The organism is Porifericola rhodea, from assembly GCF_030506305.1.
Classification (GTDB): Bacteria; Bacteroidota; Bacteroidia; order Cytophagales; family Cyclobacteriaceae; genus Catalinimonas; species Catalinimonas rhodea.
In genome coordinates this window covers 1,303,317-1,327,261 of the sequence record NZ_CP119421.1, presented here as the reverse complement: position 1 = coordinate 1,327,261, position 23,945 = coordinate 1,303,317, and the positions used below count along the sequence as shown (strand labels likewise).

Below are 23,945 nucleotides of genomic sequence, written 5' to 3'. Positions count from 1 at the left end.
TAGCAAAAAAAATCATGTTGCTAATATTTAAAATATACAAAAAAGTTGAACAAGAGAAAAGTATTCAATGACCCGGTCTACGGGTTTATAAATATACCTACTGATCTAATCTTTGACATTATTGAGCATCCTTATTTTCAAAGGTTACGCAGGATCAAACAAATGGGTTTAGCCGACTTTGTTTATCCCGGTGCGCTGCATACCAGATTTCATCATGCCCTGGGTGCTATGTATTTGATGCAAAATACGCTAAGTAGTTTAAGGAACAAAGGACAGGAAATCTCAGACGATGAGTTTGAAGCCACTCTGATCGCTATACTTTTGCACGATATTGGCCATGGCCCCTTTTCTCATGCGCTGGAGTATGAGCTAATTCCGGGAATAGGGCATGAGCAAATGTCGGAATTAATTATCGGCAGGTTGTGTAAACACTTTGGAGGCAATATGGATCTGGCTTATCGTATTTTTAGTGGTAAGTATGAGCGGAGGTTTTTCCATCAGTTGGTATCTAGCCAGTTAGATATAGATCGCCTGGACTACCTTAAGCGAGACTGTTTTTATACTGGTGTATCAGAAGGAGAAATAGGTGCAGATCGTATCATAAAAATGCTGGATGTGTACGATGATGAAGTAGTGGTGGAAGAAAAAGGAATTTACAGCATAGAGAACTTTTTAAATGCTCGCCGTCTGATGTACTGGCAGGTGTACCTGCATAAGGCAAGTGTAAGTGCCGAAAAAATGATGGTATCAACCATTCGTAGGAGTAAAGATCTGGCCAGTCAGGGTGTAGAGGTGCCCGCGAGCCCGTGCCTATCGTTTTTTCTTAAACAGCAGGTCAACTTACAGGATCTGGAAAAAGATGAGACCTATTTACAACATTATGTTGCCCTTGATGATATAGATATATGGGGTGCTATTAAACAATGGGTGCACCACCCAGATAAGGTCTTGTCTGAGCTGAGTAGCAGAATTTTACAGCGTAAGCTCTTCCGGATTAAGCTGAGCAATGAGCAGGAAGACGAGGAAAAGATCAAACTTTTGGGTGCACATATTCAGGAAGCCCTGAAGATAGAGGAGCATGAGCTAAAGTATTTTCTGGTACATGGTAGCATAAGTAATGCTGCCTACGTATCCAGCGGTCAAAAAATCAATATAATTACCAAACAGGGCAAGATTTTTGACATAGCTCAGGCATCTGATCTGCCTAATATCAAGGCGATGAGCAAAATTGTCAAAAAATACTATCTATGCTGGCCCAAAGATGTAAATTTGCGGCACGACAGCATACCCTATTCCTAATAAAACCTATTTGAATGATAGAATTTAGTATCGATTATATTGCAAGTTTGCTTAATGGGGAAGTAGAAGGTGATGGTTCTATCAAGATCAATCAGCTCGGTAAAATAGAAGACGCGGGCAGTGGAGCGATTTCTTTTTTATCTAACCCTAAGTACGAGCCTCAAATCTATAATACCCACGCAAGTGCTGTCATTGTCAACAAGAGTTTCCAGCCAAAAAAAGAAATCAATACCACTCTTATCCGGGTAGAAGATCCTTACTTAAGCTTTACTACTTTACTTGAAGAGTATCATAAGCTAATTAACTTTCAGAAAATTGGTGTAGAGGAGCCCGCATTTATTAGCGATACTGCGGAAGTTGGTAAAGATATATACAGAGGAGCTTTCTCTTACGTAGGTGCCAATTGTAAAATCGGGAACAATGTAAAAATTTACCCTAATGCCTATATCGGTGATAATGTCCAGATTGGAGACCATACCATTATTCATAGTGGAGTAAAAATTTATGCGGGCTGCATTGTAGGGTCACACTGTGTCATTCATGCAGGAGCAGTTATTGGTAGCGATGGCTTTGGTTTTGCGCCTCAGGCAGATGGCTCTTATAAAACTATACCTCAGGTGGGCAATGTAGTTATCGGGCATCATGTAGATATTGGAGCAAATACTACAATAGATTGTGCTACTATGGAGTCTACAAAGATAGGGAATGGTGTAAAGTTGGATAACCTGATACAGATAGCGCATAACGTAGAGATTGGAGAAAATACAGTAATCGCAGCGCAGGCCGGGGTTTCTGGTTCTACCAAAATTGGTAAGCAGTGCGTACTGGCAGGGCAGGTAGGAGTAGTAGGGCATATAAAAATAGGGGACAATAGCAAAGTAGCTGCACAGTCTGGCATAGGCAAGTCGTTGGCAGCAGGAAGTATAGAGATGGGTAGCCCCAGTTTTGACAGAAGCAAGTATTTACGTGTATACGCCTCTTTTAAGAACCTTCCCGATTTGGTTGCCCGTATTCAACAACTAGAGAAAAAAGTATTAACTTTGTCCGGAAGCGAGGAATAATTAATGATGAAAATCAGACAACACACAATCAAAAAGTCTATCACTGTATCTGGCGTAGGTTTACATACCGGGGTTAGAGCAAATATGACTTTTCTACCTGCAAAACCTAATCACGGTATTAAGTTTCAGCGTATAGACATTGAAGGGCATCCGATAGTAGATGCTGATGTAGACAATGTGGTAGACCTCTCCCGAGGTACTACTATTGAGCAGAGCGGAGCCCGAATTAACACTGTAGAGCATACACTGGCAGCCCTGGTAGGCCTTGAAATAGACAATGTGCTGATACAACTAGACGGTCCGGAGCCCCCCATTATGGATGGTAGCTCTAAAATGTTTGTAGATGCGCTGACTGAAGCTGGTACCGAAGAACAAAGTGCCCTGCGCGACTTCTACGAAGTGCAGGAAGGAATATTCCATAGCGAGCCCGATCGTAATGTTGAAATAGCTGCTCTTCCATTAGATGACTATCGCCTTACCGTCATGATAGATTATAACTCTCCGGTATTAGGCAGCCAGCATGCGTCATTAAATGATATTACCCAGTTTCCAAAAGAAATTTCAGCTTGCCGAACTTTCTGCTTTTTGCATGAGTTGGAAATGCTTCACCAGAATAACCTGATTAAAGGTGGTGATCTTAATAATGCCATTGTGGTAGTAGATCGTAAAGTAGAAGCTGGCGAACTAGACCATCTGGCTGGTTTGTTTAACAAACCAAGTGTGGAAGTACGAGGCGAAGGTATACTCAACAATGTGGAGCTAAGGTACAAAAATGAACCTGCTCGCCATAAGTTGTTAGATATGGTAGGAGACCTTGCTTTGGTAGGGCGACCTATTAAGGCGCAGATACTAGCAGCTCGTCCTGGCCATGCTGCTAATGTCGCTTTTGCTAAAAAGCTTAAAAAAGCGATGAAGGCTAGCGGTAATAAAGCGGTGCCTCAGTATGATCCTAAGTTGCCTCCGGTGCTAAATATCAATCAGGTTAGCCAGATGCTTCCGCATAGGTACCCATTCCTGATGATAGATAAAATCTACTATCTGGATGATACCGTTGTTTGTGGCATAAAAAATGTTACGATGAATGAACCCTTCTTTGAGGGGCATTTTCCAGGTAACCCGGTAATGCCAGGCGTACTTCAGGTAGAAGCCATGGTGCAAACAGGTGGAATATTAGTGCTTAGCACTGTGCCTGATCCGGAAAATTACTGGACATACTTCTTAGCGATAGAAAGTTGCAGGTTTAGAAAAATGGTATTGCCGGGCGATGTACTTACCATCAAATGTGAACTTTTAGCTCCTATTAAGAGAGGTATAGCAAAAATGCGAGGAGAAGCCTATGTGGGCAATACTCTCGTCTGCGAAGCAACAATGTCGGCAAGTATCGTAAGAAAAGACTCATGAATCAGCCTTTAGCATATATTCATCCTGAAGCTAAAATAGCAAACAACGTTGTTATAGAGCCTTTCAGCACTATCCATAAAGATGTGGTGATTGAGGAAGGAACCTGGATCGGTTCTAATGTTACCATTATGGAAGGTGCCAGAATTGGTAAAAACTGCAAAATATTTCCTGGTGCGGTTATTTCTGCCGTTCCTCAGGATCTTAAATTTGCCGGTGAAAAAACCGTAGCCATAATTGGAGATAATACAACTATACGTGAGTGTGCTACCATCAACCGAGGTACTATAGATAAGTACAAAACCGAAGTTGGTAAAAACTGCCTTATCATGGCATATGTCCACTTAGGACATGACTGTACGATAGGTGATAACTGCATACTGGGAAATACCACTCAGCTGGCCGGCCATGTGCAGATAGATGATTTCGCTATTTTTGGTGGGGCATGCGCCGTACAGCAGTTTACCAAAATTGGCTCGCATACTTATATCGGTGGGGGGTCCCTGGTAAGAAAAGATATTCCTCCTTATACCAAAGCTGCCCGTGAACCTGTCAGTTATGTTGGAATAAACTCTATAGGTTTGCGCCGCAGGGGCTTTACCACAGAGTCTATAAGCGAAATTCAGAATATTTATCGTATTATTTATTTGAGTGGACTTAATAACTCTTCAGCACTATCTGAGATTGAAATGCGAATGGCTCCCTCTAAAGAAAGAGACGAGATTATACAATTTATCCAGACCTCTACCCGGGGTATCATGAAGGGGCCTACTGAGTAAGACTCAGCCCTCTGCAAAATGATATCTCATGCAGATCAAGGTTAGCAATCTGGGTAAGAAGTTTCAACGTGAGTGGGTTTTTCGTCATATAGACACGACTTTCCGCCAAGGAGAGTCATATGTTTTGATAGGCCCAAATGGTAGTGGTAAATCTACCCTCATGTTGATGCTCAGTGGATTGCTTCCTCCTTCCGAAGGTAATATCCAATATTTTGAAGGCGAACAGAAAGTAAGTGAAGAGCACTTTTACCGTTACCAAAGCATAGTAGCACCCTATGAGGAACTGATAGAAGAATTTACTTTACAAGAGCTGCTGGATTTCCATTTTGCCTTTAAAACCCCTCGTCATAATAAAACCAGTTCTGACATCATTAAAGCATTATACCTGGAGCGTGCGCGCCATAAGTATATTAAGCAATTTTCATCTGGGATGAAGCAAAGGCTCAAGCTTGGGCTCGCATTTTACTCGGAGGGTAAAATTCTTTTTCTGGACGAACCTTGCTCTAACCTGGATGCTCAAGGCATACAGTGGTATCAGCAGGAGGTTAAAAAGGTGTTGCCAGAGTGCATAGTAATAGTGGGTTCTAACCAGGCTTATGAGTATGAGTTTGTAAACCATAAACTTAGTATAGAACACTATAAGTAGGTATAAATATTTGTAAGTTTTGCACTAACTCTCTGTGATATGCTGATAATAGTTTGTGCATATTGCAATAAACTTAGTTGTAAAACGTGCTTATCATATTAACTATCGTAGTTATGAAATATGTAAACAGAATTTTTGCTTTTGCTGCCATAGTAGCGCTTGTTTTCCATACTTCATGTGGAGATGATACACCCGATCCGGATACTGAGCCTACTCCTGGTCAGGAGATTACAGGCACATGGGCAGTGATGGAAGAGGGTGATGTGACAGGTGAAGCAAAGGATAAGTTTAGCGATTTTTCAATTACAATTACTGCAACTTCTTCAGAAGTACGATTTACTACTACCGGAAATGGCGAAGCCCTGGTTTTCCCTAGCAGTGGCACTTTTGCGGTAGATGCGAGTGATAACTTTAAAAATGGAGCTACGGTAACCAGAGGGGCAGATAATGTAGAAACCCGAATAACCCTTAGCGAAGACGGAAATATACTGACAATGAATTTTACTATTAATATTGAATCAACCTCTGCAAACGGAAGGGTTGCGGGTATTAATGGTGAATATACATTTAGGCTAACAAAACAGTCCTAAACAACTGTATAATGAAAGTAGAAAGCCGCTTATTGTAAGCGGCTTTTTTTAGTTTACCTCAGCTTTACAATCGTTACCCCGGCACCTCCACGTTCCACATGCTCATCCTGTACCTGAGATACACCATTATGTCGCTGTAGGTAATCTCTGACTACTTCTCGTAGTATACCATTACCTTTTCCGTGAATAATTCTAAGTTCCTCCATACCAAACATACTCGCATCATCTACAAAGCTTTCCAGAGTAGGTAAAGCTTCTTCGGCACGTTTACCCCGGATATCCAGATTGGTACTAAAGTCTACCAGCTTTTTGGTAATATCCAGACTAGGAGTAGAGTAACTTTTGTTGTCTGGTAGTACCTTCTTCAATGATCTGCGAGAGACTTTTTCCAGGCGCTTAAGCTTGATGTTAGACTTAAGTGAGCCCATAAGTATCTCAGCCTGGTTTCCTTTGATTTGCAATACCTCACCTAAAGTTCCGGTATCTTTAACACGAATAGCATCACCAGCTCTAATCTCCCCTTCTTCGCGCTCTACCTGAGTGTTGTGAGTTGGCCTGGCTTTGGCTGGGCGTACACTTTCTTTGAGCTGGTCCAGATCTTTACGAGCCTGACGGGTAGCCTCTTTTTCTGCTTTGTTTTCTTTGATAGAGCGTATAGTTGCCTCAATACGTTGGTTAGTATCTCGCAACAGATTTTGGGCTTCCTTTTTAGCTTCGTTAATAATCTGCTTTTTCTGATCAGAGATATAAGACTTTAATTCTTCATACTCTTTAGAAAGCTCATTAAGGCGTTTTTCTTTAGCATTAAGCTCTATGTTCAGAGTCTGAAACTTATTCTTTTCAGCTTCTAACTCGTTTAGCATTTTATCAAATTCTACTTTCTCCACACCTATATGCTCTTTGGCTCTTTCCAGCACCTGCTGGGGTAGTCCAATTTTCTGAGCAATTTCCAGTGCAAAGGAGCTTCCTGGCTTTCCGATCTCGAGCTGAAAAAGTGGCTCCAGCTTGTCTGAATCAAAACGCATAGCGCCATTAATTACTCCATTGGCTTCATTGGCAAACTGCTTAAGGTTAGTATAATGGGTTGTAATTACCCCATAAGCTCTAAGTTCGTTAAGCTTTTCCAGTATGGCTTCAGCAATAGCTCCTCCAAACTGTGGTTCCGTACCGGTTCCAAACTCATCTATGAGTATGAGAGAACGTTTGTCCGTAAACTTGAGGAAGTGCTCCATATTGGTTAAGTGAGAACTATACGTACTCAGGTCGTTTTCCAGAGATTGCTCATCACCTATATCAATAAAGATACTTTTGAATATTCCTACACGTGAGTGGTCATCCATTGGCAGGAGCATACCGCACTGTAGCATATATTGTAGCATAGCCACAGTCTTTAGGCAAACAGACTTACCTCCGGCATTGGGGCCGGATATAATCAGAATTCTTTGCTCTGCATCTAACCTAATATTGAGAGGGACTATTTTTCTGCCCTGCTGCTCCAGAGTCATCTGCAGTAGCGAATGTCGGGCATTATACCACTCCAGTTGGTTTTTCTTTTCCAGAATGGGGCATGAAGCATCAAAGCGAAGGGCAAAGCGGGCTTTGGCTCTGATGAAGTCTATCATCCCCAAAAAGTTATAGGCACTTTGCAGGGCTCGGATATGGGGCCGTAGCTCATCTGTCAGGCTAATGAGTATACGTACAATTTCTCTCCGTTCCTGATATTCCAGATCGCGAATTTCGTTGTTAACCTCCAGTACCTCCGCAGGTTCCAGAAATACCGTTTGCCCGGTTGCAGACTCATCATGTACGAAGCCTTTAATTTTACGCTTATACTCAGCCAGCACAGGAATTACCATACGCCCTCCTCGCACGGTAAGGCTTGCGTCTTCAGGAGTATAGCCTTGTTGACGAGCCTGACGTAAAATCTGGTCTAATACTTTTCGCAGGCGTACCTGCTCGCTTTGGAGCATACGTCGGATGTTCAGCAGTTCTTTGCTGGCATTGTTCCGCATATGCCCTTTTTCATCAATAATTTTGCGTATGCTATTGAGGAGGTTTTTATCCAAAGAGATAAAGTCTCCAAGCTTTTTCAGTTCGGGATATTCATTTTCTTCATCATCCTCAAAAAATTTAAGGCAACGAAAAATCGTATCCAATGACAACTGCAAATCATGAAACTCTTCCTCGGTAAGGAAAGTGCCGGGAGTTTTGGCCTTGTTTAAATGAGCATTAACATCAATATAGTTAGAAGAAGGAAAGCTCTCTTCCTGCAACAATATCTGCCTGAACTCTTCAGTCTGAGCCAACAGCTTACTGATGAGAGTGTAATCATCAGAAAACTTCATTTTATCTACATAAGCAGTGCCCAGCGAACTGCTACAGTGGCTTTTTAACAGCTCTCTTACCGTATCAAAGCCAATTTTGTTTTCAAGGTTATTTGGGTATAGCAAATGTGTACTTTCTAAGTTTAGCGGTATTCTGTTTACAGGAAAAGCAAACTCCTTTGGTGGTTTAGCGTATGCGTTTTAGTGTCAGAATACAAAATAAATTCACAATAGAATAAACCTGATCACAGCGATTTAGTTCGCCACACTATATCGTTGATAGCAGTATGCTTTAAAATGGCAAAGATAGTATTTTTACTGCTCTACCCCTCATGCTGGGCTTTTAAGTCATTAGATAATGTCTTAGTATTTTGCTTGTGTTGTAGGTGAAAGGCAAATACAAAATTTAAAGAAGATACCAATCGTCAGAGTGGTGACAAAAGAATAGCCATTAGATCAGTTTATTGTACTCTTAATTATGGATAAAAATATCAAGGTAATCATCCCCGCGTTTAACGAGCAAAATTCAATTGTTAAAGTCATTCAAGACATTCCTAAAGAGTGGGTTAGCGAAATAGTAGTGGTAAACAATAATTCAAAGGATGATACCGAGAAAGCTGCTGCCGAAGCCGGAGCAAAAGTGTTAAGTGAAAAACGACAGGGCTATGGTTACGCTTGCCTTAAAGGAATAGATTATGTAAGCCAGCAAAAGCCACAGCCAGATATCGTAATCTTTATGGATGCCGATTATTCGGACTATCCTGAAGAACTGCCTAAACTGGTGCAACCTATTTTAGAAGATAGCATGGAACTGGTAATAGGCTCCCGGGCGATAGGAGAGCGTGAACGTGGGGCCATGACCCCCCAACAGCTGTTTGGTAACTGGTTGGCTACGCGCTTGCTAAAACTGTTTTATGGGGCTAATTTTACGGATTTAGGACCATTCAGAGCTGTAAGCTGGGAAGCTCTACAAAAAATTAATATGCAGGACAAAACCTATGGCTGGACTGTAGAGATGCAGCTTAAAGCAGCCAAGCTAGGTTTGCGTTCTACAGAAGTAGCTGTAAACTACCGTAAACGTAGAGAGGGAGTTTCTAAGGTTTCTGGTACGTTAAAAGGCACTATATTAGCAGGCTATAAAATTATCTGGACCATCTTCAAGTACCGTTAGATAACTTAGAGCATCTGCTTAGAGTTGTATAGATGAAATGCGTTCTTTGCATGCATAATTTACTTTTATATGGAAATCCTTATCGCGATAGGATATTTACTCTGTCTGTTATTTATCTTTCTTTTCAGTTTAGGACAATTACATCTGAGCTGGCACTACTTGCGACAGTTGTCAGAAAAAAATAATAAAGTATCTTCTCCCCCTGCCGAATGGCCGGCTGTTACCATACAGTTACCTATTTACAATGAGCAGTACGTAGTTGAGCGCCTGATTGATGCGGTAACACAAGTAGATTATCCGGCAGACCGACTGGAAATACAGGTTTTAGACGACTCAACTGACGAAACGGTACAAATGCTTGCCCGCAAGATAGCTACTTATCAGCAGGCGGGGGTTAACATACAGCATATACGCCGTAAGGAGCGTAAGGGCTTTAAGGCCGGTGCTTTAGCCTATGGTCTGGAGATAGCAAAAGGAGAGTTTATCGCCATATTTGACGCAGATTTTTTGCCTGCTCCCGACTTCCTGAAAAAGACAGTCCCTCATTTTGCAGAAGATAAGGTAGGAGTAGTGCAGACCCGCTGGGGACATGTAAATAAAAATTATTCTCTACTTACTCGCTTGCAGGCTTTTGGGCTGGATGGACATTTTACCATAGAGCAGGGCGGTAGAAGCCATGCAGGTAGCTTTATCAACTTCAACGGAACAGGTGGGGTATGGCGCAAAGCATGCATTTACCAGGCAGGGGGGTGGTCAGATGATACCCTTACCGAAGACCTGGATTTAAGTTACCGTGCTCAGATGAAAGGCTGGGAGTTTGTGTACCTGGAGGATGTAGAAGCTCCGGCAGAACTCCCTATATTTATGCCCGCTATTAAATCGCAACAATTTCGCTGGAACAAAGGAGCTGCGGAGTGTGCTAGAAAGCACTTGAGTCACATTTTTCAGAATCACCCACAGCGGAAGATGCGATGGGTAAACCGCGCTCACGCAATTATGCACCTTTTTAACTCTTCAGTTTTTTTATTTCTCCTATTAGGAGCCATTCTTAGCGTACCTATGCTGCTTATTAAACAGCACCATCCTTACCTAAATACCTTTTTTAAGTTAGGAGCTGTATTTGTATTAGGCTTTTTCTCTATTGGTGCATTCTACTGGATTGCTACTATCAGAACAGTTAAGCATGGCAGGCTGCTCTATTTTGTAAAGCACTACCCTCTTTTCTTAGTCATCACCATGGGGTTATCATTACATAATGCTCTGGCTGTGGCTGAAGGCTTATTAGGGTTTAAATCTCCCTTTTTAAGGACTCCTAAATTTAATGTGACAAATACAAAAGATAAGCCTAGCAGAAATGTCTACTTACATCATAAGGTAAGCCCTATTACCTGGCTGGAAGTACTATTGGCATTGTACTTTGTGTTTGGTATTGTATCGGCATTCTTTGTAGCAGATTATGGTATGTTACTTTTCCATACTATGTTAGCTTTAGGCTTTGGAGCTGTAGCCTTGTACTCGTTCACCGCACCTAAGCATGCCTGATAAGCGGCTAATCAGCCTAGTAAGCCTGGCAGTAGTCTTTACTGGTAGTATACTGCTAATAATGTTCGGGCTGGAGAGGCATCAGAGTGTCGCTCTGCTTTCTGTATATACCCTGGCTTTTGTGGCATATCTTGGAGTTTATGCATTGGTAGACCACAAAAAGAAGCTCTGGGCTTTATTAGGTCTGTCAGTATTGCTGCGTCTGCTCATTTTGCCAGCCTTTCCTGAGCTCTCAGATGATGTGTACCGCTTTATCTGGGATGGAAGACTACTAGTACAGGGGGTGCATCCTTTTGCTTACCTACCCTCGGAGATCATGGAACTTAGTCTGGACATGCAGCTCGTTGGAATTGACCAGGCCTTGTTCAGTCAGCTTAATTCTCCCGAGTATTATAGCATTTACCCTCCTGTCAACCAGGCTATATTTGCGCTATCTGCTTATTTATTTTCAGAATCTGTCTGGGGTAGCATTCTTTTTATCCGCTCGGTTATAGTAATAGGGGAGCTGCTAACACTATTTGTAATCTTCAGCTACCTAAAATTGAAGGGTTTTGCTGACCAAAAACGCTTATTACTCTATGCGCTCAACCCACTGATTATATTAGAACTGAGTGGCAATCTACATTTTGAAGCACTCATGATCTGCTTCTTGCTAATAAGCTATGTCTTGCTGGAAAAAGGCAGATGGATCCTCAGTACGCTTTTTTTTGCATTATCCATCTGTACAAAACTTTTGCCGCTGATATTATTACCCCTATTGCTAAGTCGTTTAGGGTGGCGTAGAGCCTTCCTTTACTATCTGCTTACTGCACTTTTTTGTCTGCTCTTCTTTATGCCTTTGCTCAGTATAGAACTGGTACAAGGTATAAGCCAAAGCATAGGTTTATACTTTCAGAAGTTTGAGTTCAATGCCAGTGTGTACTACATTATAAGAGAGATTGGATATGAACTCAAAGGTTATAACATTATTGCAAAAGCAGGACGCTGGCTGGCAGCCAGTACTTTTTTAGCTATTATAAGTTACGCAATATTTGAAAGGAAAAAGCAATTACCAACAGCCTGGCTATTGGTATGGTTTATCTATTTGTTGCTATCTACCATTGTGCACCCCTGGTATGTAACTCCCATGCTTGCATTTGCTGTTTTTAGCCATTATCGCTTTGCGTATGTGTGGTCGTGGCTAATCTTCTTCTCCTATGCGGGCTATACAAAAGAGGGCTTTGATGAGGTACTGAGTATTACCATTTTAGAGTATAGTATAGTAATAGCAGTTTTGACATACGAACTCTGGAAAACTTATACCAGAAAAAGCGAAGTACCTATCGGACACTGATAACTGCTCAAAGAGTCTGTCTTTACTGTTGGCTCTGCTACTTCTTCCTGCGGTGGATGAGGAACAGGAGGAGCTTGCCGTAAGGATCTTAAGGCGATAAAGCCAATGATCCCTACAGCAATAATGCTCACATAAAAGGTGATTAATAGTATTTTTTTCAGTATGTCCATTTCTGGTTCCAGTTGTAGCGAGAGAAGCGATGTCTCAGCTCATCCGGATTATCCCTGAACGAAGAGTAATACATCCAGGCTATCAGGCCAGCGATTAACATAGCCAATGTAAGTGCACTACTCAGGCTATCTACCAGGAAGCCCAGCAATAGCATCGTTACCATAAAGCTCATAACAAACCAGTGAGTAGTCATATTACTCAGGTCACGCTTTTTCCAGGAAGATACGTAGCGTAAAGGGTTAAGCTCACTACCCCATTGGTGTACCAACTTATAATAGCTATCGTCCAGTTTGTATAAAAGTACTGGGTCCAGATCTACTATGGGGCGCTGCCGCTCTTCCAGCTCAAAAGTTTTAGGTGGAGCCATAATGTAGAAGTCCTCAGCAAGTGCCTCTTCGCTTAGTTGATAGTTTTGCTGAAACTTCTTTATTTTAGGCGCAAATTCAGTGTCTATAGGTCCGCGGTACAGGCGGCTAGGAAGCATACGCATATTATACTGCATACAAACTTTGCGTACATCTTCTACATGAAACACCCCTCCCTGATACTGCTCGTTTAGTTTGAGCTGCTGAATCCAATGTTGCCTTTTCCTTTCCTTGGTATTTGCCGCTAGGCCCAGATGGTGCAATGCCTGTTGCTCCTGTCTACTTTCTTGCTGAAGCATCTCTTGTATTTCTGCAAGGGAGCAAATGCTTTGGTTACGCATTTGGCGTTTTTTGTCTGCGTGGATAAGTTCATCGTGAAGATTCATAACGCAAAAAATTAAGATATAACAAGACTTTTCCTTGTAATAATTTAATCAATATTTTCTGTATAAAGAAATAGATACATCTATAAAGTTTCTTATAAACTGTTGAGATGCAGAGGGATAGCTGTTGTGCGGAATTGCACTGGCAGGAGGGGTGAAGAAGAACGGCAATTAAAAAAAGCGCACATCCATGACAGATATGCGCCTTCAGTTATATAGTAACAGCCCTGCTGTTTAGTCCATAGAGTTAATAGCGTTAAGGTCGTCAAATGCCTGCTTCAAACGCTTAACAATAGACTCTTCTCCTTTGCGTAACCATACGCGAGGATCGTAGAACTTTTTGTTGGGAGAATCGTCACCTTCAGGATTTCCAATTTGTGCCTGTAGGTAAGCTTCTTTCTCTTTGTAATAATTTTTAACTCCATCCCAGAACGCCCACTGTAGGTCAGTATCAATATTCATTTTGATGGTACCGTAAGAAATTGCCTCACGGATTTCGGCCTGAGTAGAACCAGATCCACCATGGAACACAAAGTTTACGGGCTTCTCCTCAGTAGAAAATTCTTTCTGGATATGCTCCTGAGAGTTATGAAGAATTTTAGGAGTAAGCTTTACATTACCAGGCTTGTAAACTCCATGTACATTACCAAATGCTGCGGCAATAGTAAAGTTATCTCCTACAGTAGAAAGCTCTTTGTAAGCGTAAGCTACTTCTTCTGGCTGAGTATAAAGTTTGGAAGCATCTACATCAGTATTGTCTACTCCGTCTTCTTCACCCCCAGTAACACCAAGCTCTATTTCTATAGACATACCAATCTGGTTCATACGATGGTAGTACTGCTTACTGATAGCTACGTTATCGTCTAACGATTCTTCAGAAAGGTCTAGCATATGAGAGCTGAACAAAGGTCTGCCGTGCTCCTTGTAGTATTTTTCGCCAGCATCCAGCAAGCCATCTATCCAGGGTAATAATTTCTTTGCAGCATGGTCGGTGTGTAGTATAACTGTTACACCGTATTTTTCCGCCATATTATGTACGTGCATAGCGCCAGAGATAGCACCAGCGATAGATGCCTGCTGTCCCTCATTACTTAAGCCTTTGCCAGCGAAAAAAGCAGCACCTGAATTAGAAAACTGAATAATTACTGCTGAGTTGACCTCACGGGCAGTTTCTAGTACAGCGTTGACAGTATTGGTGCCAGTTACGTTTACGGCAGGAAGTGCAAATCCCTTCTGGTTTGCGTATCTGTAAAAACGTTTTAGGTCTTCGCCGTATAAAACACCAGGTTTAAAAGTTTCTTTCATGCTATAATTTATTTTAACGATTGCCAATAGTTGACTAACAATAAGGCCCGTTGAGGCTAGGAGAATAAGGTCCGCAAAAAGTTATTGTCAAAAAGAATCAGTATTGTCGGTACCTTATTACATTACTGATATTGTTTAGAAGTGGCAATATAGATAATTCCCTACTGCCATACATGCGCAGAAATGATATTTTTGCATGAAAAGCCACTACTTGAAGAGAAAAATATCTATTTTTTCGCTATTACTTGAATAATTTTCATCAACATGAACAATCTGCAAACTACCTTCTTACCACTATTTCTAAGTGTTCTTCTTGTGTTTGGGGCATGCCAAAGCGATACTGAAGGGCGCGAAAAGCTTCCGGTATACAAAAAATGGCATAAAATGACACTAAATTTTGAAGGCCCTCAGACCAGCGAGAGTGCCAATGACAATCCATTTTTAAACTACCGTCTAGAAGTGACTTTTCAGCACGAAGACCGTAGCTATACCATACCAGGTTATTATGCTGCTGATGGCAATGCGGCAGAAAGTAGCGCTGATAGTGGTAATATCTGGCAGGTTAATTTCTCCCCTGACGAAGCAGGTATTTGGCAGTACAAGGTGTCTTTTCGTAAGGGAGATAGCATTGCGGTTAGCGATGACTCTGCTGCCGGAGAGGCTCTTGCTTTTGATGGAGAAGAAGGACGGTTTGAAGTAGTTCCTTCCGATAAAAACGGAAAAGATCTGCGAGCGCAGGGACGCCTGAAGTATATAGGAGAAAGATACCTGAGGTTTGCAGAAAGCCAGAAGTATTTTCTTAAAGGAGGAACAGACAGCCCCGAAAATTTACTGGGTTTTGAGGATTTTGACGGCACTTACTTTGGCGCTGACGAAGAGCAGAGAGAAGGCGAAGCAGCAGCAGATAAGAATCTGCACCGCTACATGCCTCATGTAGAAGACTGGAAAGAAGGCGACCCTAGCTGGGGTGAGGGTAAAGGTAAAGGGCTGATAGGCGCACTAAATTACCTTGCCGAAAAAGAAATGAACTCCATCTACTTTCTTACCATGAACATTGGGGGCGATGGTAAAGATGTTTGGCCTTATACCAGTTATGAGGAGCGTTTTCGCTTTGATTGCAGTAAGCTAGCCCAGTGGGAGAAGGTATTCAGCCATGCCGATAGTTTGGGAATTATGCTGCACTTTGTTTTGCAGGAGACCGAAAATGAGCTGCTGCTGGATGGTGGAGAAACCGGACCTGAGCGTAAACTTTATTATCGTGAGCTGATTGCCAGGTTTGCCCACCACTTAGCCATTACCTGGAATATGGGTGAAGAAAACGGCTACGCCAATTTTACCCCAGAAGCACAGAATGATGCTCAAAGAAAAGACATGATTGCCTATATTAAGCAAACCGATCCGTATAACAATTTTTTAGCAATACATACGCATGCCAGTCGTAAGTATCGGTATCAGGTATTAGATTCATTACTGGGCTTTCAGTCACTGGATGGTCCTTCCTTACAAATTAACCCGCCAAGTGACGTACATAGCGAAACCAAACACTGGATAGATAGCTCGGCGGTAGCCGGCAAACAGTGGGTGGTAAACCTGGATGAGATTGGTCCGCACTACCACGGTGTACTGCCCGACAATATTGACCCTGAGCACGATACTGTACGCTACGAAGTGCTGTGGGGCAACTTAATGGCCGGGGGCGGAGGTGTAGAATGGTACTTTGGCTACCGTTTCCCTAATGATGACCTCAATGCGGAAACCTTCCGTACCCGCAACAATGTATGGGAGCAGACTGCACATGCACTACGTTTTTTTAATGATTACCTACCCTTCTGGAATATGCATGGGGCGGATGAATTGCTGGACTCCGATCGTGCCTACTGCTTTGCCGAGCCAGGAGTAATATATGCGGTTTACCTGCCAAAAGGTGAAAAAACACAGCTAGATTTAGGAAAAACTGAAAAAAACTATACCATAAAGTGGTATAACCCCAAAAGCGGAGGAGAGTTGCAAGAAGGTTCTAAAACTGAGGTAAGTGGTCCGGGTAAAGTAACTCTTGGCACACCTCCCGCAGCAGAAAACGAAGATTGGGTAGCATTAGTAAAACTGGTAGAGTAAAACGGATAGAAATAATGAGTAGAAAAAATATTTTATTTAGCGGTTCTATAGCGGTGGGCCTGGCCGTAACACTTTTGCTAAGTATGGTTAAGCCTCAGAAACAAAACCCTGATCAGCAGGTTGACAAAGTACCTCTATTAAGTGCGGCAGATTTGGACATGCTCTTAGACGAGGAAGACGAAAAATTTGTACTACTGGATACACGCTCACCGGAAGAATACAGAACTGGTCATATAAAAAATGCCCGCTTTGTCAACTTTGAGACTTTTCGCTTATCCCAACTGGCAGATATTCCCAAAGACAAAGAAATTATTGTGTACTGCCTCTCAGGCGGGCGTAGCAATAGGGTTGGTATGCAGCTTTTGGAGGCTGGTTACCAAAATGTACGAAACCTGGAGGGTGGTATCCGTAACTGGAAAGCTAAAGGATATCCCATAACAAATGACTGATGCATCGCTTATAATTTTTGTTAAAAAGCCTGAAATAGGTAAAGTAAAAACCAGACTCGCCGCTACAGTAGGTGATGAGAAAGCTCTGGAAGTTTACCAGCAGTTGCTGGAAAGAACTTTTGCGATTACACATGTGCTGCCGCAAGAAAAAGTGGTGTACTATACGCCAGAAATAGTGCATCACGATCTTTGGAACGAAGCCTATTTTTTAAAAGCATTGCAGGTAGAAGGAACACTAGGCGAGCGTATGAAGCAGGCTTTTGCCGAGAGGTTTGAAGCCGGTTATCAGAAAGTATGTATAATTGGTAGTGATTGCTATCAGCTTAGCACCGAGATTGTTGAACAGGCTTTCGCAGCACTGGAGACGCAGGATGTAGTGATAGGCCCCTCTACTGATGGGGGCTATTACCTGTTAGGTATGAACAAGCTACATGCTGCGCTTTTTCAGGACAAAGCCTGGAGTACAGACAAAGTACTGGAACAGACAATAGATACGGCCAGGCAGCATAAGCTGAGCTGCTTTATACTTCCGGAACTAAGCGATGTAGACCGGGAGGAGGACCTACACACAATGCGACGTCAATAAATTATCTCATTAGTAATTATGGAAGCGCAATTTTTTGATCTGAAGCTTGAGGTTGTTCAGGGTGATATTAGCAGGCAAACCGATATGGAAGCTGTAGTAAATGCTGCTAACGCAGCGCTTAAAAGTGGTGGAGGTGTGGCTGGAGCCATACATCGTGCTGCTGGACCAGAGCTTGAGAAGGCTTGTCGTCATCTGGCGCCTATTTCACCAGGCGAAGCCGTAATCACAGAGGCATTTGGGCTACCAAATCAATGGGTAATTCACTGCCTGGGACCGGTATACGGAAGAGATAAGCCGGAAGCACAATTGCTCGCCAACTGTTATGAGAATGCCCTCATGCTGGCGGAAAATCATCATATCAGGTCAGTAGCTTTTCCTGCTATATCTACCGGAATTTTTGCATATCCACTTGCCGCAGCCACTGAGGTTATGCTCAATAGTATACAGAAATCTGCAGAAAAACTATCTTCTTTACGGCATGTACGTATAGTTTTATATAGCCAATCGGACCAAAAAGTAGTAGAACAAACCTTAATACAAATCTTGCAATCATGAGAAGAGTTGTTGATGAGAATATAGGCATGTTGCTCTTATTTCTGGCCGCCATGACGGGCTTGTATGCCTGTACCGGAAGTTCGGCAAAAAGCCCGGTAGAAGCCGCCAGTCATTTTAATGCTCAATGGGCCATGGATGCTAGGTGGGAGCAGGGTACAGCAGAAGTGGCAAAATATGATGCCCAGCGAGTGGTGTATGGCAAAGCTCGTGATTTTGAGTATGTATTTATCCTCGTAAAAGAGACATTTAACGAGAAATATAAAGTAAAAACAGACGATTATGATCGCAAAGACCTTTTTGATGTGATGAAGGTCAATAAATTTTGCCGCATCCCTACAGATAACTATCCTTATCACTACCTCACCAGTATTTTTTATAAAAGGGAGCAACCCTCTACGGTGTATAAGCTTACCAACACCTCACAAGAGTGGTGTGGCAACACATCCAAGTATTTTTTAGAGGAAGGGCGTAAGTACAAGTTTGGCTATAATAGCTATTGGGACGGACAAGGCATAGGCGAAATGATGATAGACGGCAATATTATGTTTGAAGATCAATTATCGCATGCGCTAAGAGCACTGGATTTTCAGGAGGGATTGCAATTTAAGCAGGCAGTAGCAGAATCGCAGGTAAATAGTAAAGCTACAAAACCAAAAATCTACCAGGCTAACTTTGCTGTAAGTAAAGATGCGGCTTTCAGTCTGGATACGAAGTATGACCTAAGCCAGGTAGATGAAGTATGGAAGGTAGAGGTGCAGCTAGATGATGACAAAACTAATACGTATTGGTTTGGAAGCAATTATCCCAACATTCTGCTTAAGCAGGAAAGCTGGGATGGTCGCAGGCTACAGCTGAAAGAAACCTATATGGATGCTTACTGGAACAGTTAGTTAAGGTTCAATTTTAACTTTGTCTTCATGTTCAAAAGGTACCCGAAATGGTAAGCCATTTACTGTTACCCGGGCGTGTCCCTCATAGCGTATTCTTTTCTCAGCGCCATTAAGCATACTCAAAGCTGTGCTAAGCAGGTTCATATTAAGGTCGCTAAGCGAAAGCGTTACATCTATAGGAATTACAAACTCACTATTTGGCATAGCAGTAATATCAAACTCCTGACTTAGATCTTTTACCTTATCTCCTTCCACAAAAACACTAACATCTACCTGCCTAATTTTAATTTTTTGTTTGTTAGGGTTAAAAAAAACAGCATCACCATTAATTTTAGCTTTGCTCAAACCCTGTACATCAATTTTGAAGTTTTTTACGCCTTCAAAATCAGGGGCCTCAGGAGTAGTACAGGCCACCATACCAATGGCCATTACTACTAACCAAATCATTATTTTACTGCTGTATAGCTTCCAGTGCTGGTTCATACGCAATTACTTTTTCTTTTTCAGATTCCGGAATAGGTGTAGATTTTCCAGTTTTAGTATTGATGGCTACGAGTACCATACTAGAAGTATAGTAAAGCGTCTTATTTTCATGATCAGTGATCATGTTTTCTAGATGTATACTAGAGTTGCCAATTTTTGTAGTACGGATGTGCACAACTGGTCGGATGCCAGGAGTAATTGGAATTTTATAATCCATACTAGCATGAGCGAGTACCAGTGCAACCTCTTTCCATTCCTGCTGAATTACTTCATTAAAATAACCTAAGCGTGCTAATTCCAGATAGGTGAGGTATACGGCATTGTTAGCATGCCCCAGCATGTCCATATCAGAGTAGCGGACCTGTAGTTCGTACCTGAATCGGTACTTATCAATATCTTCTAGTGAAATCATTATTCTATAATAATCGTAACTTTATTGTTCCTTTTTTCGGTGAGTTGGTCAGTCTTGATACCCGCACCGTAATTGTTCATATCTCCTTTTTCAACGTTGATATAGTACTCCTGGGTATCCAGCTCACTAAATTTTACACGACCTTTATCATCAGTATACTTAATTCCCTGTACAGGGTTCGCTTCTTTCTGGTAATCTTCTTTATTAAGAAAAATCTGAACTTCAGCCCCTTCAACAATATTTCCCAGGTTATCGCGAACTGTGATCTGTAAAGAAGTCTTAAAAATCTGTATAGGTTTATCGTCCGCTTCGGGTACGCTGGCAGAGGGTACAGTCTGGCAACTCATCAGGAAAAAAACTATCAGGAAATATGCTTTACTGATCATCATTGTAATAGTGTTTAATTTAAATTGTATTGGAATATTATTTATCTAAATACGTTTGTTTAGTTTAGCTTTCTAACTTTTTCGAACTAATTATTCGTCCTCTATGGTATCAGTTGCTTTAAACCGCTTTTGGCTTTCTATGTTGCAAATATTATGCTTTTGTATGTTTTCTACACAGGTAGGGGCACAAAATACTAAGCTACTGAATGCCAGACAAACTGATGCAAATGCTCCGTTTTACAGTCGGCAGCAAGCGGTAGTAGAGCAGAATACTACTTACACCCTTAATACAGATTTTAGTTTTACCGCTATCGCTGTGAGCGTTGGTAGCTCAGTGCAGATGGAAGGAGCTTACCTAGTTATACAGCAAGATACACTTTTCCTGCATGAAGATGAGCACCAGGAGGAAGGGGCTGCTCTTAAGCAGTCGCAGCTACATATCTTTGAGCAGCCACGCTCGTCTTATACCCTATACACAGCGGAACTGAGTGGCGACGTATATTTTACGCTAGTAAATGCTGAGCGAGGAAAAATGGGTGCCCGTGCTCAGCTACAAAATTTTAACAAAGCCACACAAACTGCTGCCGATGAGGCCTGTGCACAGCCTCCTATAGTACGTACCTCTATATGGAGAGAGGGGCTTCCGGAGCCTTCTTATAATCGGGCAGAAACTAGTGTTAAGCATGTGATAGTCCACCATTCGGCGGGCTCCAATACGAGTACCGACTATCTTAATACAGTGCGAAATATTTATCTCTTTCATACGCAGGAGCGAGGATGGTCAGATATCGGCTATAATTATTTGATTGCACAGGATGGAACCATTTTTCAGGGAAGAAGCTTCAGTGACGACCAAAGAGATAATGATGATGTGCGTGGCGCTCACTTTTGTGGTCAAAACTCTGGAACAATGGGTGTTTGTATGCTCGGAAATTACAATACCGCTGTCCCTACCGATACTTCAGTAGCTTCATTAAGTCAGCTCATTAGCTGGAAACTATACAAAGATGATCTTGATCCACTGGCCAGTTATACGCATCCGGCAAATTCTAATCTGGGTGTAATTGCCGGGCACCGAAACGGATGTGCCACAGAGTGCCCCGGAGACAATCTGTATGCCATGTTAGATGAGATACGGCTAAGCGTTAACGAAAAGTTAGTGCTTGGCTGCCAGGAAGAAGAGGAAGAGGAAAAAGAGCCATTGGTTTTCAATCTGTATCCGGTGCCTGCACAAGGGCAGTTAACAGTAGTTCTTCCTGAAGAACAGCTACCGCAGACATTCAGGCTAATTAACGAAGCAGGCAAAGCTTTTGAAGTGGATGCCTATTTTGATGGCGAAGGTGAGGCCTGGCTAGTAGATACGAATGGACTGGCCTCAGGCATGTATATTTTACAGGTAAATGGACAAGGTTTTGAAGAAAAGCAAAAAATTCTGCTTCATTGATGGAATAGTGCTGTCATAAAATCATCGTAGCTATCGGCTTCCTGAAACTGCCGGTCAGAGTAGATACTGGCCAGTACTTTGAGGTAACTAGGTTTGTTGTCTATTAAAACCTGCTCTACAGCAACATTGCCAAACAACTGCTTTGCCTTTGTATCCTGTTGGTTTAGCTCTTCAGTAGTAAGTGGAGGTTTTAAATAAAACTTTTCAATAGTTTCTACATAAGTTTCCCGGTCAAGAATTCGGCGATCTGCATTTACCAGCCGATAACCCATATCTAAGACCTTATCTTTAAAGTAGTCTGCCAGGTGCTGAAATGTTTTATCTCCTATTTTTTCGTGATAAGTGATGGCAAAACCGTTGGCATAAGCCGTATTAAAGATATGTACTTCTACTTCTGAAGTTATATTAGTCTTTTTGTAATAGTAAGCCTGCGCAATCTCGGTAATAAGTATTTTCCGTTCTTCACTACTCTTCCACTTCTTATATTGCTGCTGGCTTTGAGCGCTTCTTTTGAGTACCTCATGTACATCTGCTGCTTTTTCCGCGTTTTTTTGGGGAAAGAGTTTATCAAAAAGTTTATCAAAATAGGACATAGGCTTGGGTTATACTTACTAAACGAAAGCGAGATGAAAAGTATATGAAAAAAGCCCTGTATCACGGGCTTTAAAAGTTTAGTTAAAAAGATGAGTTACCGAACAAATACCCATTCTTTTGCCGACGAAAGGTTTTCGCTATACTCATACCCTTCTAGGTTAAATGTTTTCAGCTTTTCGGGTTTGTCAATCCGTTCTTTTACAATGTAGTTGGCCATTAAGCCTCTTGCTTTTTTGGCAAAAATGGCGATGGTCTTATATTTTCCGTCTTTATTTTCTTTAAAAGTAGGGGTAATGATATCTGCATCAAGCTGAGCAGTTTTTATGGCTTTAAAGTACTCATTAGAAGCCAGATTAATCAATACCTTGCTCTGATGCCCCTTAAGTCGTTCGTTTAGTGCTTCTGTAATTTTAGTATCCCAAAACTGGTATAGATCTTTACCTTTAGGATTAGTTAGCTTGGTTTTCATCTCCAGACGGTAAGGCTGTATTAGGTCCAGAGGGCGAAGTAAACCGTACAGGCCAGAGAGTATGCAAAGGTGATTCTGTGCATAGTCAAAATCTGCCTTTTTGTACTCTTGTATGGCTATACCTGTATATACATCACCTTTAAAAGCCAGTAGTGCCTGGCGTGCATTGTCGGTAGTAAAAGGAGTAGAAAACTGCTGAAAGCGCTCATGATTAAGGGTAGCAATATTTTCGCTTACAGACATCAGGCTTTCAATATCGGCAACAGATTTTTTCCGAAGCTCTTTTACCAGTATCCCAGACTCATCTAGTAGTGCGGGTTCGGTATGTTTAATTTTTTTTATATCCAGACTGTCATCAGCAAAGTCCTGAGTTTTGGAGGGGGAAATGATACTAATCATGAATCAGTGAAGATGAATATTTAATAAAAGTTCAATGTTATTGGAGAACCTTGGAGTTAGTACAAAGGTCTACCATAGTCCAAAAACCTTAACGGAAAATTAATGTTCTGGTTTATTAGGGCATAGCCCTGAAAAAACCTTTGCCGTTATTGGTTTAGCATATAAACATAATTGTAAGTGCCGAAGAAAACAATACTTACACTAAAGCTGAATTTTTTACTTTACCATAGTCATAAAAATAATTTGCTTCTTTGTGCGGTAGAGCAAATACGATGATGAGAATATTGGATAAAATAAAGCAAAGCCGTGCTGTGGTACTGTTGCGTAAGCTTTTACGTCAGGGTATGTCTGCGCAAAAATTGGCACTTACCATTAGCTTAGGTGTGGTATTGGGTATTATTCCTGTATTCGGGTTTATCACAGCTGTCTGTGCTGCTATTGCCGCCTGGTGGCGCCTTAATATTCCTTTAGCAATAGCGGTCTTGTATGCAGCAATGCCATTACAGATTATCCTTTTTGTACCCTTTATCCGTTTAGGAGAATGGCTTTTTAGTATTGGAAAGCTGGAGATAGCGCCTGAAAAAATTGTGGAAAATATTCAGTTGGCTCCCCTCAGTTATATGAATCAGATATGGTACTCTATTATAGGGGCTTTAGGGGCCTGGGCAATAGTATCAGTTTTGCTGGGGGTGTTACTGTACCTGCTTTTTTTTATGATTATTGTTCGCTTTAAAAAGAAAAAGCCGCTTTAGAATAATACTTTATCCCAAAGCGGCTTTCTTTTATTGACATTAGT

Annotated in this window: 25 protein-coding genes; 16 read left to right on the top strand and 9 right to left on the bottom strand. The window is 41.8% G+C overall.

Annotated features, from left to right (window positions below):
• Positions 1 to 45: 45 nt before the first annotated feature.
• The 6 genes from PZB74_RS05425 (at position 46) to PZB74_RS05400 (ending at position 5,773) form a co-directional block, all read left to right on the top strand.
• Complete coding sequence (locus tag PZB74_RS05425) at positions 46 to 1,299, top strand: HD domain-containing protein (RefSeq protein ID WP_302241342.1); 1,254 nt, start codon at positions 46 to 48, stop codon at positions 1,297 to 1,299.
• Positions 1,300 to 1,316: 17 nt separating this feature from the next.
• Positions 1,317 to 2,360, top strand: coding sequence for a UDP-3-O-(3-hydroxymyristoyl)glucosamine N-acyltransferase (lpxD, locus tag PZB74_RS05420; protein WP_302242752.1), 1,044 nt, complete (start codon positions 1,317 to 1,319; stop codon positions 2,358 to 2,360).
• A 6-nt stretch (positions 2,361 to 2,366) separates the two neighbouring features.
• Positions 2,367 to 3,761, top strand: coding sequence for a bifunctional UDP-3-O-[3-hydroxymyristoyl] N-acetylglucosamine deacetylase/3-hydroxyacyl-ACP dehydratase (locus tag PZB74_RS05415; RefSeq protein WP_302242751.1), 1,395 nt, complete (start codon positions 2,367 to 2,369; stop codon positions 3,759 to 3,761).
• Positions 3,758 to 4,537 carry an acyl-ACP--UDP-N-acetylglucosamine O-acyltransferase gene (gene lpxA, locus PZB74_RS05410; protein ID WP_302241341.1) on the top strand — a complete coding sequence of 260 codons (780 nt, stop codon included), beginning with the start codon at positions 3,758 to 3,760 and terminating at the stop codon, positions 4,535 to 4,537. The genes PZB74_RS05415 and lpxA overlap by 4 nt, the downstream gene beginning before the upstream one ends.
• Positions 4,538 to 4,565: 28 nt before the next feature.
• Positions 4,566 to 5,183 (top strand): ABC transporter ATP-binding protein, encoded by a 618-nt coding sequence (locus PZB74_RS05405; protein WP_302241340.1) that lies wholly within the window; start codon positions 4,566 to 4,568, stop codon positions 5,181 to 5,183.
• A 113-nt stretch (positions 5,184 to 5,296) separates the two neighbouring features.
• Positions 5,297 to 5,773, top strand: a complete 477-nt coding sequence (locus tag PZB74_RS05400) for a hypothetical protein (protein ID WP_302241339.1) — start codon at positions 5,297 to 5,299, stop codon at positions 5,771 to 5,773.
• Between the two features lie 53 nt (positions 5,774 to 5,826).
• Here PZB74_RS05400 and PZB74_RS05395 read toward each other — a convergent pair whose 3' ends face one another.
• Positions 5,827 to 8,223: an endonuclease MutS2 gene (locus PZB74_RS05395; protein WP_302241338.1), complete on the bottom strand. Its 2,397-nt coding sequence runs from the start codon at positions 8,221 to 8,223 to the stop codon at positions 5,827 to 5,829.
• Positions 8,224 to 8,575: 352 nt separating this feature from the next.
• Here PZB74_RS05395 and PZB74_RS05390 point away from each other — a divergent pair, with 352 nt between their 5' ends.
• The 3 genes from PZB74_RS05390 to PZB74_RS05380 all read left to right on the top strand — a co-directional run bounded on the left by PZB74_RS05390 (position 8,576) and on the right by PZB74_RS05380 (position 12,143).
• Positions 8,576 to 9,268, top strand: a complete 693-nt coding sequence (locus PZB74_RS05390; protein WP_302241337.1) for a glycosyltransferase family 2 protein — start codon at positions 8,576 to 8,578, stop codon at positions 9,266 to 9,268.
• A 69-nt stretch (positions 9,269 to 9,337) separates the two neighbouring features.
• The gene (locus tag PZB74_RS05385) at positions 9,338 to 10,810 is read left to right on the top strand and encodes a cellulose synthase family protein (RefSeq protein WP_302241336.1); all 1,473 of its coding nucleotides are present in this window, start codon (positions 9,338 to 9,340) and stop codon (positions 10,808 to 10,810) included.
• Positions 10,803 to 12,143: an MptA/MptB family glycosyltransferase gene (locus tag PZB74_RS05380; protein WP_302241335.1), complete on the top strand. Its 1,341-nt coding sequence runs from the start codon at positions 10,803 to 10,805 to the stop codon at positions 12,141 to 12,143. Before PZB74_RS05385 ends, PZB74_RS05380 begins: the two co-directional genes overlap by 8 nt.
• On the opposite strand, the gene PZB74_RS05375 is transcribed toward PZB74_RS05380, so the two are convergent.
• The 3 genes from PZB74_RS05375 to fbaA form a co-directional block, all read right to left on the bottom strand.
• Positions 12,107 to 12,313: a hypothetical protein gene (locus PZB74_RS05375; protein ID WP_302241333.1), complete on the bottom strand. Its 207-nt coding sequence runs from the start codon at positions 12,311 to 12,313 to the stop codon at positions 12,107 to 12,109. The genes PZB74_RS05380 and PZB74_RS05375 overlap by 37 nt on opposite strands.
• Positions 12,301 to 13,065 (bottom strand): hypothetical protein, encoded by a 765-nt coding sequence (locus tag PZB74_RS05370; protein WP_302241331.1) that lies wholly within the window; start codon positions 13,063 to 13,065, stop codon positions 12,301 to 12,303. The genes PZB74_RS05375 and PZB74_RS05370 overlap by 13 nt, the downstream gene beginning before the upstream one ends.
• Positions 13,066 to 13,296: 231 nt before the next feature.
• Positions 13,297 to 14,367, bottom strand: coding sequence for a class II fructose-bisphosphate aldolase (fbaA, locus tag PZB74_RS05365; protein WP_302241329.1), 1,071 nt, complete (start codon positions 14,365 to 14,367; stop codon positions 13,297 to 13,299).
• A 264-nt stretch (positions 14,368 to 14,631) separates the two neighbouring features.
• Between fbaA and PZB74_RS05360 the strand changes: the two genes are divergently transcribed.
• Genes PZB74_RS05360 through PZB74_RS05340 form a run of 5 tightly spaced genes read left to right on the top strand, consistent with a single transcriptional unit; the run spans position 14,632 to position 18,962 of the window.
• A complete protein-coding gene (locus tag PZB74_RS05360; RefSeq protein WP_302241328.1) occupies positions 14,632 to 16,482 on the top strand; it encodes a DUF5060 domain-containing protein in 1,851 nt (616 codons plus the stop codon).
• Between the two features lie 14 nt (positions 16,483 to 16,496).
• Positions 16,497 to 16,931 (top strand): rhodanese-like domain-containing protein, encoded by a 435-nt coding sequence (locus PZB74_RS05355; RefSeq protein WP_302241327.1) that lies wholly within the window; start codon positions 16,497 to 16,499, stop codon positions 16,929 to 16,931.
• Entirely contained in the window at positions 16,924 to 17,517 is a 594-nt protein-coding gene (locus tag PZB74_RS05350) for a TIGR04282 family arsenosugar biosynthesis glycosyltransferase (protein WP_302241326.1), read from the top strand. Before PZB74_RS05355 ends, PZB74_RS05350 begins: the two co-directional genes overlap by 8 nt.
• Positions 17,518 to 17,535: 18 nt before the next feature.
• A complete protein-coding gene (locus tag PZB74_RS05345) occupies positions 17,536 to 18,072 on the top strand; it encodes a macro domain-containing protein (RefSeq protein WP_302241325.1) in 537 nt (178 codons plus the stop codon).
• Positions 18,069 to 18,962, top strand: a complete 894-nt coding sequence (locus tag PZB74_RS05340) for a hypothetical protein (protein ID WP_302241324.1) — start codon at positions 18,069 to 18,071, stop codon at positions 18,960 to 18,962. Before PZB74_RS05345 ends, PZB74_RS05340 begins: the two co-directional genes overlap by 4 nt.
• Here the strand turns inward: PZB74_RS05340 and PZB74_RS05335 are convergent, their stop codons facing one another.
• Genes PZB74_RS05335 through PZB74_RS05325 form a run of 3 tightly spaced genes read right to left on the bottom strand, consistent with a single transcriptional unit; the run spans position 18,963 to position 20,246 of the window.
• The gene (locus tag PZB74_RS05335) at positions 18,963 to 19,409 is read right to left on the bottom strand and encodes an LEA type 2 family protein (protein ID WP_302241322.1); all 447 of its coding nucleotides are present in this window, start codon (positions 19,407 to 19,409) and stop codon (positions 18,963 to 18,965) included.
• Positions 19,410 to 19,413: 4 nt separating this feature from the next.
• The gene (locus tag PZB74_RS05330) at positions 19,414 to 19,857 is read right to left on the bottom strand and encodes an acyl-CoA thioesterase (RefSeq protein ID WP_302241321.1); all 444 of its coding nucleotides are present in this window, start codon (positions 19,855 to 19,857) and stop codon (positions 19,414 to 19,416) included.
• The gene (locus PZB74_RS05325) at positions 19,857 to 20,246 is read right to left on the bottom strand and encodes a carboxypeptidase regulatory-like domain-containing protein (protein ID WP_302241320.1); all 390 of its coding nucleotides are present in this window, start codon (positions 20,244 to 20,246) and stop codon (positions 19,857 to 19,859) included. The genes PZB74_RS05330 and PZB74_RS05325 overlap by 1 nt, the downstream gene beginning before the upstream one ends.
• A 160-nt stretch (positions 20,247 to 20,406) precedes the next feature.
• Between PZB74_RS05325 and PZB74_RS05320 the strand changes: the two genes are divergently transcribed.
• Positions 20,407 to 21,687 carry an N-acetylmuramoyl-L-alanine amidase gene (locus tag PZB74_RS05320; RefSeq protein ID WP_302241319.1) on the top strand — a complete coding sequence of 427 codons (1,281 nt, stop codon included), beginning with the start codon at positions 20,407 to 20,409 and terminating at the stop codon, positions 21,685 to 21,687.
• On the opposite strand, the gene PZB74_RS05315 is transcribed toward PZB74_RS05320, so the two are convergent.
• Together PZB74_RS05315 and yaaA are read right to left on the bottom strand one after the other, a co-directional pair.
• Positions 21,681 to 22,280 carry a hypothetical protein gene (locus PZB74_RS05315; RefSeq protein ID WP_302241318.1) on the bottom strand — a complete coding sequence of 200 codons (600 nt, stop codon included), beginning with the start codon at positions 22,278 to 22,280 and terminating at the stop codon, positions 21,681 to 21,683. The genes PZB74_RS05320 and PZB74_RS05315 overlap by 7 nt on opposite strands.
• A 95-nt stretch (positions 22,281 to 22,375) precedes the next feature.
• Positions 22,376 to 23,149, bottom strand: coding sequence for a peroxide stress protein YaaA (gene yaaA, locus PZB74_RS05310; protein ID WP_302241317.1), 774 nt, complete (start codon positions 23,147 to 23,149; stop codon positions 22,376 to 22,378).
• A gap of 272 nt (positions 23,150 to 23,421) precedes the next feature.
• Here yaaA and PZB74_RS05305 point away from each other — a divergent pair, with 272 nt between their 5' ends.
• Positions 23,422 to 23,901 (top strand): DUF2062 domain-containing protein, encoded by a 480-nt coding sequence (locus PZB74_RS05305; RefSeq protein WP_302241315.1) that lies wholly within the window; start codon positions 23,422 to 23,424, stop codon positions 23,899 to 23,901.
• The last annotated feature ends 44 nt before the right edge of the window (positions 23,902 to 23,945 follow it).